This is a genomic window from Cupriavidus sp. 01T418, assembly GCF_056398885.1.
Map to the genome: position 1 here is coordinate 37,378 of NZ_JBFTQG010000007.1, position 13,425 is coordinate 50,802.

A 13,425-nucleotide genomic window follows, 5' to 3' on the forward strand; every position below is an offset into this window, starting at 1 on the left:
GCCAGAAAAGCGTCGTCCCCGCGCCTGTCCCTGTTCAAGGGATCGGGGCGGGGACGGCACGGGGTTCTGCTTACTGCACGACCTGGGCCAGCGCGCCCGCTTTGTACTGCTGCGCGATGGCGTCGAGCGAGACCGGCTTGATCTTGCCGGCCTGGCCTTCGCAGCCGAAGGCGACGTAGCGTGCCTTGCAAACCTGCTTGGCGGCTTCGCGGGCCGGCTTCAGGTATTCGCGCGGGTCGAACTTGCCCGGATTCTCGGCAAGGAAGCGGCGGATCGCGCCGGTCATGGCAAGGCGGATATCGGTGTCGATATTGATCTTGCGCACGCCGTACTTGATGGCTTCCTGGATTTCCTCGACCGGCACGCCGTAGGTTTCCTTCATGTCGCCGCCGAACTGGCGGATTTCCGCCAGCAGCTCCTGCGGCACCGAGGACGAGCCGTGCATCACCAGGTGGGTGTTGGGGATGCGGGCGTGGATTTCCTTGATGCGGTTGATCGCCAGGATGTCGCCGGTGGGCTTGCGGGTGAACTTGTAGGCGCCGTGCGAGGTGCCGATGGCGATGGCCAGCGCGTCGAGCTGGGTAGCCTTGACGAAGTCGGCGGCCTGCTCGGGGTCGGTCAGCAGCATGGAGTGGTCCAGCTTGCCTTCGGCACCGATGCCGTCTTCCTCGCCGGCTTCGCCGGTTTCGAGCGAGCCCAGGCAGCCGAGTTCGCCCTCGACGGTCACGCCGATGGCGTGCGACATCTGCACGACCTTGCGGGTCACGTCGATGTTGTATTCGTAGTCGGACGGGGTCTTGCCGTCTTCACGCAGCGAGCCGTCCATCATCACGGAGGAGAAACCCAGGTCGATCGCGGCCTGGCAGATCACAGGCGACTGGCCGTGATCCTGGTGCATCACCACCGGGATATGCGGGTAGGCTTCGACCGCGGCTTCGATCAGGTGGCGCAGGAAGTGCTCGCCGGCATACTTGCGCGCACCAGCGGAGGCTTGCATGATCACCGGCGCATTGACCTCGTCGGCGGCCTGCATGATGGCCTGCACCTGTTCCAGGTTGTTCACGTTGAAAGCGGGCAGGCCGTAGCCGTTCTCAGCGGCGTGGTCGAGCAGCTGGCGCATCGATACGAGTGGCATGTCAAACTCCAAAAGAAGAAATGGGGTATCTCGGTATTCGAGTTATTCGAGGTATTCGGTATTCGGTATTCGGTATTCGTTTCTGTCCACGTGTAAAGCGCTATGCTTACGCGATGCATCCTATGCGCACGGCCGCCGGCCTTCTGTCCGGCCCAGCACATTCAGGCGCCGACACGGACAATCTTCAGCGTATTGGTACCGCCCGGCTGGCCCATCGGCTCGCCAATGGTCAGCACGATAAAATCGCCGCGCTGCACCACGCCGCGCGACAGCAACAGCTCCTCGGCCTGCTCCAGCGCGGTATCCCGGTCGGTGCTGGCGTCCAGCGACAGCGGCACCACATTGCGGTAGAGCTGCATCTTGCGCTGCGAGGCCAGGTTGGGCGTCATCGCGTAGATCGGCACATGGATGCGGTGGCGGCTCATCCACAGCGCGGTGGCACCGGAATCGGTCAGCGCCGCGATGGCCTTCACCTGCAAATGATAGGCTGTGAACAGCGCGCCCATGGCGATCGACTGGTCGATGCGGCCAAAGGTCTGGTTGAGGAAATCCGTATCGAGCTGCACCACCTCGGACTTCTCCGCCTCGACGCAGACTGCGGCCATGGCTTCCACGGTTTCCACCGGATAGCGGCCGGCGGCGGTCTCGGCCGACAGCATCACGGCATCGGTGCCGTCCAGCACGGCGTTGGCCACATCCGACACCTCGGCGCGCGTCGGCACCGGGTTGACGATCATGCTCTCCATCATCTGGGTGGCGGTGATGGTCAGCTTGTTGGCTTCGCGCGCCAGCCGGATCATGCGCTTTTGCAATGCCGGCACGGCCGCGTTGCCCACTTCCACGGCCAGGTCGCCGCGGGCCACCATGATGCCGTCGGATGCCTGCAGGATCTCTTCCAGCACGCCCGGACGGATCGCCTCGGCGCGCTCGATCTTGGCGATCATGCGCGCCTTGTGCTGGTGCGGCTGGCCGGCCACGGCGGCGAGCTGGCGCGCCATTTCCATATCGGTGGCGTTCTTGGGGAAGCTCACCGCGACATAGTCCGCGCCCAGCGCCATGGCGGTCTTGATGTCCTCCATGTCCTTGGCGGTCAGCGCCGGCGCCGACAGGCCGCCGCCCTGGCGGTTGATGCCCTTGTTGTTGGACAGCTCGCCGCCGATGCGCACGGTGGTGAAGATCTCGTGGCCGAGCACGCGGTCCACCACCAGCACGATCAGGCCGTCGTTGAGCAGCAGCAGGTCGCCCGGGCCGACGTCGCGCGGCAGGTCTTCATAATCCAGGCCCGCGCGCTCCTGGTTGCCCAGGGTGCAGTTCGAGTCGAGGATGAACGGGTCGCCTGGCTGCAGCGTGATCTTGCCGTTCTCGAACTTGCCGACGCGGATCTTCGGTCCTTGCAGGTCGGCCATGATGGCGACTTCGCGGCCGCAGGCCTTGGCCGCCTCGCGCACGAGGCGGGCGCGCTCGATGTGGTCCTCGGCAACGCCGTGGGAGAAGTTGAGGCGCACTACGTCGACCCCCGCCGCGATCATGCGCGTAAGCATTTCCAGCGTGCTGGAAGCGGGACCGATGGTGGCAACAATCTTGGTCGAGCGGGTCATTATCTTGTTTTCCTTAACGACGTAGGGACGACGTAGGGACGGCCTGCGCCGTCCGGAGACATCGGAACGGGCGGGCCGGTTTGCCGCCCGCCACCGGACCAGCCTGGGTTGCGGGGAGCGGGATCAGCCCGCGGCGCGCTGTTCCAGCACCTCGAAGGCGGGCAGCTTCTTGCCCTCCAGGAATTCCAGGAAGGCGCCGCCACCGGTGGAGATATAGCCCACGCGATCGGCAATGCCGTACTTGGCGATGGCCGCCAGCGTGTCGCCGCCGCCGGCGATCGAAAATGCCCTGGACTCGGCGATGGCCTGCGCCAGCACCAGCGTGCCGTTGCCGAACTGGTCGAACTCGAACACGCCGACCGGGCCGTTCCACACGATGGTGCCGGCGGCCTTGAGCTGCTCGGCCAGCATCTGCGCAGTCTTCGGGCCGATATCGAGGATCATGTCGTCGTCGGCCACGTCCTTTGCGTCCTTGACGGTGGCGGTGGCAGTGGCGCTGAATTCCTTGGCGCACACCACATCCACCGGAATCGGCACCGAGGCGCCGCGCGCGGCCATGATGTCGATGATGGCGCGGGCGTCGCCGACCAGGTCGGCCTCGGCCAGCGACTTGCCGATCTTGAGCCCGGCCGCCAGCATGAAGGTATTGGCGATGCCGCCGCCGACGATCAGGTTGTCGACCTTGCTGGCCAGCGTCTTGAGGATGGTCAGCTTGGTGGAGACCTTGGAACCGGCGACGATCGCCACCAGCGGACGCGCCGGCTGGCCCAGGGCCTTGCCCAGCGCATCGATCTCGGCGGCAAGCAACGGGCCGGCGCAGGCGATGGGCGCGTACCTGGCGATGCCGTGGGTGGTCGCTTCCGCGCGGTGCGCGGTGCCGAAGGCATCGTTCACATAGACATCGCACAGCCTGGCCATTTTCTGCGCCAGTTCGTCGCTGTTCTTCTTCTCGCCCTTGTTGACGCGGCAGTTCTCCAGCAGTACTACTTCGCCGGGCTTGACCTGGCTGACTTCGCCGGTGCCGTCGACCCAGTTCTGCACGAGCTTGACCGGCTTGCCGAGCAGTTCGCCCAGGCGCGCGGCCACGGGCGCCAGCGAATCCTCGGGCTTGAACTCGCCCTCGGTCGGGCGGCCCAGGTGGGAGGTCACCATGACGGCGGCGCCGGCCTTGCGGCAAGCCTCGATAGCAGGCACCGAGGCACGGATACGGGTATCTTCGGTGATTCGGCCGGCGTCATCCTGCGGCACATTCAGGTCGGCGCGGATAAACACACGCTTGCCGGCAATTTTGCCTTCGGAGATGAGATCGGAAAGACGCAGGACAGAGGTCATGGCGGTGGCTGGAGAGCGAAAATCGGGGAAAATCGGCATTTTACCTGATCGCAAAGGCCATTTTGCGGGATTGACGCCATGATGCGCCCACCACTGGGTGCGCCTTTATCCACATGCACCAGACGACGTGCCGCGTACTTGCAACGCACCCCCTGAAAGAAGGGTGCGACATTCGGCCTGCGTCTCGTACGCTTCTGCACAAGCCTGCAATATCTGTACAGATCATGCACGCAAAAACATGGCCGAGGCCCGCTACAGACGGGACCCAAGGCACTGGAGCCGAACACGCTTACGGGAAGCGGCGTTGGCGCCATACGGCTAATGCCGTTGTCGCGAAGGCAGGGGTTAATCATGAACGAAGACGTGCACGGCGCAATCCGTGGCTTGTACGAGGGGATTCTCGACGCGCAGGCGTGGCAGCAGAGCTTGCAAACCATGAGCGGGATCGTCGGCAGCGCGCATGCATCGATGATCGTGCGCGACACCGAGCGCGACCTGATGACGGTCAACGAAATGGTGCGTCCGATACAGGAGTTGTTCAGCGCCTACGAGAAGGAATTCCACGAAATCGACCCGGGCAAGCTGTTCGCCCACAGGCTGACGCCCGGCCAGTGGTACATCGACGCGCGCGATTTCGGCGAGGGCGCGATGCAGCGCAGCCCGTTCTACCGCGACTTCTTCCATCGCTTCGGCCTGCGCTCCTATGCGGCCTGCCTGGTGGAGCGAAAGCCGCACTACGAAGTGTATTTCGCCCTGCAGCGGTCGTTCTCGCAAGGCGTGTTCACGGCAGCGGACGTCAGCGCGCTGGATTGGGCACTGCCCCATCTGCGCAGCGCCATGGCCATGCGCGACCGCACCATCGAGCTGTCGGAGCTGGCCCAGCTATCGGCGCAGATCCTGGAGCGCCTGTCGTTCGGCGTGATCGCCTTCTCGCCCGAGCGCCGCGTCTTGCTGAGCAACAGCATTGGCGAGCGCTGGGTGCGCAGGCTCGACCCCGGCGGCAAGACCGGCGAATGGCAGCTGTCACGCTCGCTGGCGGACATGGTGGCCGCGGCCTGCTCGCAGCGCAGCACGATGCCGGCACAGGCTGCGATCGCGCGCCACGCCGAAAGCGCCAGCGCGCAACTGATCGTGCTGCCGCTGCCGCCCTCCCACCTCTTTGCGCAGCCCTGGCAAAGGCCCAGTGCGCTGGTGGTGATCCATGAGGACGCGCATTCGCCGGTGCAACTCCCGCGCCTGCTGCGCGAAATCTACGGCCTCACCCCGGCCGAGATCCGCCTGGCCAGCCTGCTGGCCACCGGCATGGGCCTGCCCGAAGCCAGCGAGCGCCTGCGCGTGCGGCATGAAACCGTGCGCAGCCAGCTCAAGGCGGTGTTCCTCAAGACCGGCGCCACCACGCAAGCCCGCCTGACCCGGCTGCTGACGCAGTTGAGCACCGCGCTCGGACCAGGCACGGATGCCGGGTCCGCCGCCAGTCCCAACCCCGGTTAGCCGGCAGGCAATCCCCTGCGCCGGGCCGCGCGCCCGGCACTCAACCCAGCAATCGCAGCGCGGTGTAGACCGCCATGCCTGCCGCGATCATGCCCAGCATGCGCCGCGTCAGCAGGTAGAACACCAGGGCAACGATGCCGGCCACCAGCTTGTAGTTGCCCGGCGCCAGCGTGAAATGACCGTGCCAGGTCATCAGGTCAGGCAGGATGATGGCCGCCAGCGCCGCGGCCGGCGCGTAGCGCAGCGCGCGCTGGATGCGGTCGGGCACCGTCACGCGCTCGCCCGCCATCAGGAACAGCGCGCGGGTGACGATGGTCACCACCGCCATCCCGACCAGCGCGATCCAGATCTCGAGATGGCTCACGGGCGATCCTCCGGCGGCCGCGCAGGCACCTGCGCCACCGCATGCTCCAGTTTGCGGCGGCGGATACCGCGCAAGGTGGCGCGCGCCGCCAGTTCGTCGCTGGCCATGCCGGCAGCGATCGCGCCCACCACCGCAGCCACCAGTCCGAGCCGGTAAGGCAGGTCGAAGCACAGCAGCGCCAGGGTCGAGGCCACTGCCACCGCCATCATCGTGGAGCGCGAATTGATGGTGGAGACCATGACCGGGATCAGCGCCAGGGTGCCCGCAAGGCCAAGGCCCCAGCTATCCGGGAAGGCGCTGGCCAGCACGATGCCGATGATGGACGAGACCTGCCACATGGCGAAATTGGTCAGTGCCATACCCCAGAAATAGCCTTCCTTGCCCGGCTCGTGGCCCGGCGTGACATAGCGCTGCATGAAGTAGACGAAATGCAGGTCACCGTTGAAGGATCCCAGCAGCGTCCGGCGCCACAGCGGCAGATAGCTGAAATGCGGCTGCAGCCCCGCGCTGAAGATGACGAAACGCAGGTTGACGATGGCGGCGGTCAGCCATACCGTCCACAGCGGCAAACCCGCGGCGAACAGCGGCAGCACCGACAACTGGGCCGAGCCCGCGTAGACCAGCAGCGACATGCCGATCGCCTCGGGCACGCTCATCACCGATTTGCTCATGGCCACGCCGGTCACGAGCCCCCAGGAGAACACCGCTGGCAGGGACGGGGCGAAATAGCGCGCGCCCTCGATAAAGCCGGCCCGCTCGGCCGGGGCAATACGATGCCAGGGACGCAGCAGGGCCTGGGGCGGTCGGAATGTCATGTTTTAAGTATGGGGGATGCGGCGCCGGCTCCGCCACAGTGAATGGACTGGGGCATGTGCGTTGCCCGAAGGGCGGGACGCGCGGGCAAGGCCCCATTATAGGGCCAGGCTGGCCGGTCGTAAGCAAACGCTTAACTGATCCAGCGGGGCTTGAATGCCTGGCCACCTGCCAATGAAGAGTTCCCGCATGCGGGGGCTGGCGGGGGCTTCAGCTTGCTGACAACGCCAGATCTGCGTTGTCTCCCTACCCTGACGGGAAAGGGGATGGTCTTGCTCTCAGTCGATCGACGCACCCACGCTCTTTACCACGCCAGCCCATTTCTGGCGGTCCGCCTTGACGGTAGTCCGGAACTGCTCGACCGTTTCGATCCGCGGCGAGTTGCCGGCCTCGATCAGCCTCTGCCGGATAGCCGGCGTTTCCAGCGCGACCTTGACCGCCTCGTTGATCTTCTTGCTGATCTTCGGATCGAGCCCCTTGGGCCCGAAGAAGCCAAACCAGATGGTGCTGTTGAATCCGGCCAGGCCGCTCTCGCCAATCGTCGGCACCTCCGGGATCACCGCCACGCGGTTCCTGGTGGTCACGCCCAGCAGCCGCACCTTCCCCGCCCGGTATTGCGGCAGCACGCTCTGCACCTGGTTGAAAATGCAGCAGACCTCGCCCTTGAGCACGGCCTGCAGCGCATCCGGACCGCCCTTGTACGGCACATGCACCATGTCCAGGCCGGCGCGCGCGTTGAATTCGGCGAAGGCCAGGTGGGTGCCGGTACCGTTGCCGGTGGATGCGTAGTTGTACTTGCCCGGATTGGCCTTGACCTTCTCGATGAATTCCTTCACCGACTTCACGTCGATCACGGCCGGATTGACGGTCAGCACATTGGACACTTCCACCAGCGGTGCCACGGGCGTGAAATCGGCCTCGGCGTCGAACGGCAAGCTCTTGTACAGGGCCGGGTTGATGCCGTGGGTGGCGGCGGTGCCGAGCAGGAGCGTGTAGCCGTCGGGCCTAGCGTGCGCCACGAATTCGGAGGCCACGTTGCCGCCGGCACCGGGGCGGTAGTCATAGATGATGGTGGCCTTGAGCGACTTCTGCAGCGATTCCTGCAGCGCGCGGCCAACCATGTCCACGCCCGAACCAGCGGTGAAGCCCATCAGGATCGTGATCGGCTGCGCGGGCCATGCCGGTTCCTGGGCGCGGGCCGGCGCGGCCAGCGTGCATAGCGCGGCCAGCACGCCAAGGCCGGCGGCCAGGCGGGAAGAACGGGAAACGGGCGAAATGCGGCGGGAAGCAGTGCTGAACATGGGGTACCGTCGGAAAAGATGAATGCGGGTCGGGGTGCCGGCCGGGGTCTGCCGCCCCGGTCCAAAGCAGCAAGATACCAACGATCCGCCGCATTACCAACGATGGAGTTCGCTTGAGGGTATGCCATGTTGGTATAAGCCGACATGGACCGGCATGCCCGTCCCCCTAGCTGCGCAACAGCCCCACCAGTTCATCGATATCCGGCAGTGCTGCCGCCGTGCCGATCAAGCCATCCCCGCCGGCCTCGCCAGCTTCCAGGATGCCGTCCGCCAGCGCCCGCTTGCCGTGGTGGAGCGCGAGGATGCGCTCCTCGATGGTGCCCGTGCTGATCAGCCGGTACACCGTCACCGGGCGCTGCTGCCCGATGCGGTGGGCGCGGCCCATGGCCTGGTCCTCGGCGGCCGGGTTCCACCAGGGGTCGGCGATGATCACATAGTCCGCCGCGGTCAGGTTCAGGCCGAAGCCGCCCGCCTTCAGGCTGATCAGGAAGACATCGCCCTCCCCGCCCTGGAATGCCGCCACGCGCCGGGTGCGTTCGGCCGCCGGGGTGGCGCCGTCAAGGTACTGCCAGGCCAGTCCCGCCTCGTCCAGCCCGCGGCGCAGCAGTTGCAGGAAGTCGACAAACTGGCTGAACACCAGCGTCTTGTGGCCGTTGGCGGCCAGTTCGCCGGCCAGTTGGACGAAGGCGCGCAACTTGGCGCCCCCCTGCCCCGGTTCCAGCTCGGGCGTGACCAGGCGCGCGTCGCAGGCGGCGCGCCGCAGCCGCATCAGTTGCGCCAGCACGTGGATGCGCGCCTCGGCGCCGGGCTGGCCGGCGGCGGTCCGGCGCGCCTTCGGACCACTGACCGCCGCCTCGGCTTCGGCCAGCGCCTGGCGGCGCAGCGCTTCGTAGTGGGCCGCTTCCACCGGCTCCGGGTCGATGCGCAAGACCAGCTCGGTACGCGGGGGCAGTTCGTCCAGCACCTGGGCCTTGGTCCGGCGCAGCACGAACGGGGCGATCATGCGGCGCAGCCGCTGGGACGCCTCGCGCACGCCGTTGCGCTCGATCGGCACGGCAAAGTGTTCGTTGAAGCGGACCAGCGAGCCAAGCAGGCCGGGGTTGCAGAAACGCATGATCGACCACAGCTCGGCCAGCCGGTTTTCCACCGGCGTGCCCGACAGCGCCATGCGGAAACCGGCACGCAGCTCGAACATCGCCTGCGAACGCTTGGTGGCGGCGTTCTTGAAGGCCTGCGCCTCATCGGCCACCACGGTGTGCCATTCCCGCTTGCGGAACGCGTCGCGCGCCTGCAGCAGCAGGGTGTACGAGACGATCACCACGTCGTGCGCCCCGGCCTGCTCCAGCAAAGCCGCGCGCTCGCCTTCGGCATAGATGTGCACGCGCAGCGTCGGCGCGAAGCGCCGCGCCTCTTCGGCCCAGTTGCCGCAGACCGAGGTCGGCGCGATGACCAGCGCGGCGCCGCCGTCCGCGCGCGCCAGCAGCACCGCCAGCGCCTGCAGCGTCTTGCCCAGTCCCATATCGTCAGCCAGGCAGGCGCCGAAGCCGGCCTCGGCCAGCGACATCGCCCACCGATAGCCGTCTTCCTGGTAAGGCCGCAGTTCAGCGGCCAGATTGGCGGGCACCCTGGCATCGCTGTCGCGCGCCCGGCGCAGCCGCGCCACACGCTGGCGGAAATGCTGGTCGGGATCGATATCCGCGCCGGCCAGGACGTCGTCCAGCCACGGCGCCGCCATCAGCGGCACCTTGATGCCGTCTGACACGCTGTGCGCCACGCTCGCCAGGTCCCGCAGCCGCGCTCGCAAGTTGCGCGTGAGCGCCACGTAGACGCCCTGCCCCATCGGCATGAAGCGCCCGGCATGGCTGGTGGTCCAGGCCAACAACTGGCCAAGCTGCAGCACCAGTCCCTCGGCCACGCTCAGCTCGCCTACCAGCTTGAACCATTCGCTCCCGGTCTCGATATGCACCGCCAGTTGCGGGATATCGGCGCCCGCTACGCGTATCTCCTTGCCCCTGGGCCACTCCACCGCGAGCACCCCGGGCAGGCCCGGGAGTTGCTCGACCACCGACAGTGCTTCCTCGGGGTCGGCCAAGGTCCAGTCGTACTCGCCGCTCTCGGGTGCCCGCGGCACCAGGAACGGCAGCGCATCGAAGACTTCGGCCACGTGGGCCAGCTCGGCCTTGAGGTCGCGCACCGTGGCGAGGCTCTCCCCCTTGACCGCCGCCATCAGCCGTTCGCGCCCGCTGCCAGGGGCGAGACGGGGCCCGAGCGGGCCGAGCGGCGTTACCACCAGACGCAGGGCGACGCCCTCGCCCAGTGGCGACAGTTCGGCGCGCAGCCGGCTCTCGGTTTCAAGTTCGCGCGCGCTGCCGTCGTGGTCGGCATGCACCTGGAAATGGCCGGACAGCGCGCGTAGCGTCGCGTCGAGCTGGGCATGGGCCTCGGCCGGCACCGCCAGCCCATCGGCGATCAGTTGCGCCGCGCCTTGCTGCGCGGGCGTGAGCCGGATCACGCGCAGGCGCTGCGAGCCTTCGCGCAGCACGGTGATCTGGCGTAGCGCCTCGGCATCCGCGCGGCTGCCGGCGGGCAGGAAGCTGTCCATGGCCGGGGCCTCGCGCACCGGCGGCGAGACCCGCAAGGTGTAGCGCGCGCCCTGGCGCACCACCTCCAGCGTGGGCGCGCCCTCCACCACTTCCAGGGTCTGCTCGGGCGCCTGCGCCAGCACGACGCCCGGATGCCCGACCAGGGCCAGCATGGCGGCGGCGCGGTCCAGCACATAGCGCCGGTGGTATGACTGGTCGCGGCGGATCGCGCGGGCCACGCGGGCATCCCACGGCTCCAGGCGGTCGTCCTCGGCCAGCCTGGCCAGTGGCAGCGGACGTGGCTTGTTCCAGCCGCGCGGGCCGCGTACTTGCTCCAGCGGCTCGATGGTGCCGACTGCGCCGTCGGCGTCCACGGTCAGCGCCCACAACACGCGGCTGGCGCTGGCACCGTCGGGTGCGCGCGTTTCGCCCGCGAGGGCCTGCAGCGCTTCCAGCGCCAGCCGCCAGCTTTCCTGGCGCTGGCCGGCGAAGCAGGCATCCGGCACCGGCTCGCCGGCCTCCAGCGCCTGCGCGGCATCGAGTTGCTGCACGAACCAGCGCAGGCCGCAGGCATGCAGCCGGGCACGCAGGGCCGCGACAGCTTCAGCGCGGGCGGCCGCCGGCTGGCGGCGGCCGCTGGCTGGCGCGGTGTCGCCGAGCCAGGCGCGCAACATCACGCGCCAGAACTGCGCGAGCGCTGGCACCTCCGGGCGCAGTTCGAACGCGGCCTCCTCCAGCCGCGCTTCGCCCCGCTGCACCGCGAGCGCGTGGCACCACAGCCCCCAGCGCTCGGTCGGCGCCGGACTGCGCGAGCCCGCTTCCGCCTGGCAGAACCTGCGGGCCTGTTCGAGGTGCGCGGGCGTGCGCTGGGCCAGCAAGGACAGCGGGTAGCAAGGTGCCAGCGTGGGCGGCAACAAGCCGGTTCGCTGGCCGCTTGCTTTGCGCAGCCGCTTTAGCGCGGCCTCGAAGCCCGCCTGGGCGGCTGGCCAGTCACCCTCCTGCAAGCACGCAAAAGCGCGCAGGGCGTAGTCATCGCCGCTGCCGGCGCTCTCGGTGGTGGACAGCAACGCCAGGGCAGCCGGGCGCTCGCCTGCGTACAGCAGCCCCGTGGCCAGCACGGCAGGAAGCGGCTCCGGCAGCGCCGTGGGATCGTCGGCGTTGCGCGCCAGTGCGTAGTCCAGGTAGGGGCGCAAGCGTGGATCCCAATCGGAAAAGAGACAGTCCAGCATCGCCAGGACGATACGCCAGCGCCACGGCGGCACAACCCGGTCCAGCAGCGTGGCCTCGCCGCCGGCCAGCGTCATCTCCACCAGCAGTGCGGCAAAGTCGACACCCTGCTCCCAGGACGCCACCAGCTTGCCGATGTCCCGCTCCGAAGCCCCCGAGAACAGCAGTTCGTGCAGCCGCCTGGCGCGCTCCGCGCGAAGGGGATCGGGGTTGGATGCGAAGTATCCGGACGAGGGCAAGAGGGGCACGGGCGGCAGTGGCGGCATACACAATGTGACGATTTTAGACCCCCGAGGCCCTGCGCCCGCGTTGGCACAAGGGGTCCCGGGGTTTACAATGTTGCCTTTGCATTGCTGACGGCACCCACGGAGAAGAATCATGTCGATGGCGGATCGCGACGGGAAAATCTGGATGGACGGCAAGTTGATCGAATGGCGCGACGCCAAGATCCACGTGCTAACCCATACGCTGCATTACGGCATGGGCGTGTTCGAGGGCGTACGCGCCTACAAGACCCCGGCCGGCACCGCGATCTTCCGCCTCAAGGAGCACACCCGCCGCCTGTTCAACTCGGCCAAGATCTTCCAGATGCAGATGCCGTTCGACGAGGCCACGCTGGAGGCGGCGCAGCGCGAGGTGGTGAAAGCCAACCAGCTCGAGTCCTGCTACATCCGCCCGCTGGTCTGGATCGGCTCGGAAAAGCTTGGCGTGTCGGCCAGGGGCAACACCATCCACGTGGCGATCGCCGCATGGCCGTGGGGCGCCTACCTGGGCGAGGAAGGCATGGAGCGCGGCATCCGCGTGAAGACTTCCTCCTTCACCCGGCACCACGTGAACGTGTCGCTGGTGCGCGCCAAGGCCAGCGGCTACTACATCAACTCGATCCTGGCCAACCAGGAAGCCACCAGCATGGGCTATGACGAAGCCCTGCTGCTGGATACCGAAGGCTACGTCAGCGAGGGCTCCGGCGAGAACGTGTTCATCGTGCGCAACGGCGTGATCTATACGCCCGACCTGGCCTCGTGCCTGGACGGCATCACGCGCGACGCCATCCTCACCATCGCGCACGATCTGGGCATCGAGGTACGCGAGAAGCGCATCACGCGCGACGAGGTGTACTGCTCGGACGAAGCCTTCTTCACCGGCACCGCCGCCGAAGTCACACCGATCCGCGAACTCGACGACCGCGTCATCGGGGAAGGCCGGCGCGGCCCGGTGACCAAGAGCGTGCAGGACGCCTTCTTCGCCGCCGTCGGCGGCACCAACGAACAATACAAGCGCTGGCTGACCCTGGTCTGATGGTCTGATGGTCTGAACGCCGGAACAACCAGCCAGCTACGTACCTGGTCCTGACAAAAAACGATATTCATCCCCGCAACACCATGACGCAAACCGCCTCCGTAATTGAAATCGGCGCAGAAGATCTTCCGCTGCACTGCCCCACCGGCAACACACCCGCCTGGAACTACCACCCGCGCGTCTTCCTCGACGTGGCCGACACCGGCGAAGTGAAGTGCCCGTACTGCGGTACCGTCTACAAGCTCAAGCCAGGCACCGTCATCAAGGGTCACCACTGACACGT

Annotated in this window: 10 protein-coding genes; 3 read left to right on the top strand and 7 right to left on the bottom strand. The window is 67.3% G+C overall.

Annotated elements, in window-relative coordinates:
• Positions 1-70: 70 nt before the first annotated feature.
• The 3 genes from fba to AC1DQ3_RS10180 form a co-directional block, all read right to left on the bottom strand.
• The gene (gene fba, locus AC1DQ3_RS10170) at positions 71-1,135 is read right to left on the bottom strand and encodes a class II fructose-bisphosphate aldolase (protein WP_477120065.1); all 1,065 of its coding nucleotides are present in this window, start codon (positions 1,133-1,135) and stop codon (positions 71-73) included.
• Between the two features lie 161 nt (positions 1,136-1,296).
• Positions 1,297-2,733 carry a pyruvate kinase gene (gene pyk, locus AC1DQ3_RS10175; protein ID WP_477120066.1) on the bottom strand — a complete coding sequence of 479 codons (1,437 nt, stop codon included), beginning with the start codon at positions 2,731-2,733 and terminating at the stop codon, positions 1,297-1,299.
• Positions 2,734-2,856: 123 nt separating this feature from the next.
• Positions 2,857-4,065 carry a phosphoglycerate kinase gene (locus AC1DQ3_RS10180; protein WP_477120067.1) on the bottom strand — a complete coding sequence of 403 codons (1,209 nt, stop codon included), beginning with the start codon at positions 4,063-4,065 and terminating at the stop codon, positions 2,857-2,859.
• Positions 4,066-4,416: 351 nt separating this feature from the next.
• Between AC1DQ3_RS10180 and AC1DQ3_RS10185 the strand changes: the two genes are divergently transcribed.
• Positions 4,417-5,556: a helix-turn-helix transcriptional regulator gene (locus tag AC1DQ3_RS10185; protein ID WP_477120068.1), complete on the top strand. Its 1,140-nt coding sequence runs from the start codon at positions 4,417-4,419 to the stop codon at positions 5,554-5,556.
• A 40-nt stretch (positions 5,557-5,596) separates the two neighbouring features.
• On the opposite strand, the gene AC1DQ3_RS10190 is transcribed toward AC1DQ3_RS10185, so the two are convergent.
• The 4 genes from AC1DQ3_RS10190 to AC1DQ3_RS10205 form a co-directional block, all read right to left on the bottom strand.
• The gene (locus AC1DQ3_RS10190; protein WP_477120069.1) at positions 5,597-5,920 is read right to left on the bottom strand and encodes an AzlD domain-containing protein; all 324 of its coding nucleotides are present in this window, start codon (positions 5,918-5,920) and stop codon (positions 5,597-5,599) included.
• Positions 5,917-6,735, bottom strand: coding sequence for an AzlC family ABC transporter permease (locus tag AC1DQ3_RS10195; protein WP_477120070.1), 819 nt, complete (start codon positions 6,733-6,735; stop codon positions 5,917-5,919). The genes AC1DQ3_RS10190 and AC1DQ3_RS10195 overlap by 4 nt, the downstream gene beginning before the upstream one ends.
• 276 nt (positions 6,736-7,011) lie before the next feature.
• Entirely contained in the window at positions 7,012-8,034 is a 1,023-nt protein-coding gene (locus AC1DQ3_RS10200) for a Bug family tripartite tricarboxylate transporter substrate binding protein (protein ID WP_477120071.1), read from the bottom strand.
• A 166-nt stretch (positions 8,035-8,200) separates the two neighbouring features.
• Positions 8,201-12,109, bottom strand: a complete 3,909-nt coding sequence (locus AC1DQ3_RS10205) for an SNF2-related protein (protein ID WP_477120072.1) — start codon at positions 12,107-12,109, stop codon at positions 8,201-8,203.
• 112 nt (positions 12,110-12,221) lie between these two features.
• On the opposite strand from AC1DQ3_RS10205, the gene AC1DQ3_RS10210 reads away from it, so the two are divergent.
• Together AC1DQ3_RS10210 and AC1DQ3_RS10215 are read left to right on the top strand one after the other, a co-directional pair.
• Positions 12,222-13,142, top strand: a complete 921-nt coding sequence (locus tag AC1DQ3_RS10210) for a branched-chain amino acid transaminase (RefSeq protein WP_477120073.1) — start codon at positions 12,222-12,224, stop codon at positions 13,140-13,142.
• Positions 13,143-13,225: 83 nt separating this feature from the next.
• The gene (locus AC1DQ3_RS10215) at positions 13,226-13,420 is read left to right on the top strand and encodes a zinc-finger domain-containing protein (RefSeq protein WP_477120074.1); all 195 of its coding nucleotides are present in this window, start codon (positions 13,226-13,228) and stop codon (positions 13,418-13,420) included.
• Positions 13,421-13,425 lie beyond the last annotated feature (5 nt).

Bases quoted from the DNA above. Each gene is read 5' to 3' on its own strand.
- fba (WP_477120065.1), bottom strand. From the start codon at position 1,135: ATGCCACTCGTATCGATGCGCCAGCTGCTCGACCACGCCGCTGAGAAC.
- pyk (WP_477120066.1), bottom strand. From the start codon at position 2,733: ATGACCCGCTCGACCAAGATTGTTGCCACCATCGGTCCCGCTTCCAGC.
- AC1DQ3_RS10180 (WP_477120067.1), bottom strand. From the start codon at position 4,065: ATGACCTCTGTCCTGCGTCTTTCCGATCTCATCTCCGAAGGCAAAATT.
- AC1DQ3_RS10185 (WP_477120068.1), top strand. From the start codon at position 4,417: ATGAACGAAGACGTGCACGGCGCAATCCGTGGCTTGTACGAGGGGATT.
- AC1DQ3_RS10195 (WP_477120070.1), bottom strand. From the start codon at position 6,735: ATGACATTCCGACCGCCCCAGGCCCTGCTGCGTCCCTGGCATCGTATT.
- AC1DQ3_RS10200 (WP_477120071.1), bottom strand. From the start codon at position 8,034: ATGTTCAGCACTGCTTCCCGCCGCATTTCGCCCGTTTCCCGTTCTTCC.
- AC1DQ3_RS10205 (WP_477120072.1), bottom strand. From the start codon at position 12,109: ATGCCGCCACTGCCGCCCGTGCCCCTCTTGCCCTCGTCCGGATACTTC.
- AC1DQ3_RS10210 (WP_477120073.1), top strand. From the start codon at position 12,222: ATGTCGATGGCGGATCGCGACGGGAAAATCTGGATGGACGGCAAGTTG.
- AC1DQ3_RS10215 (WP_477120074.1), top strand. From the start codon at position 13,226: ATGACGCAAACCGCCTCCGTAATTGAAATCGGCGCAGAAGATCTTCCG.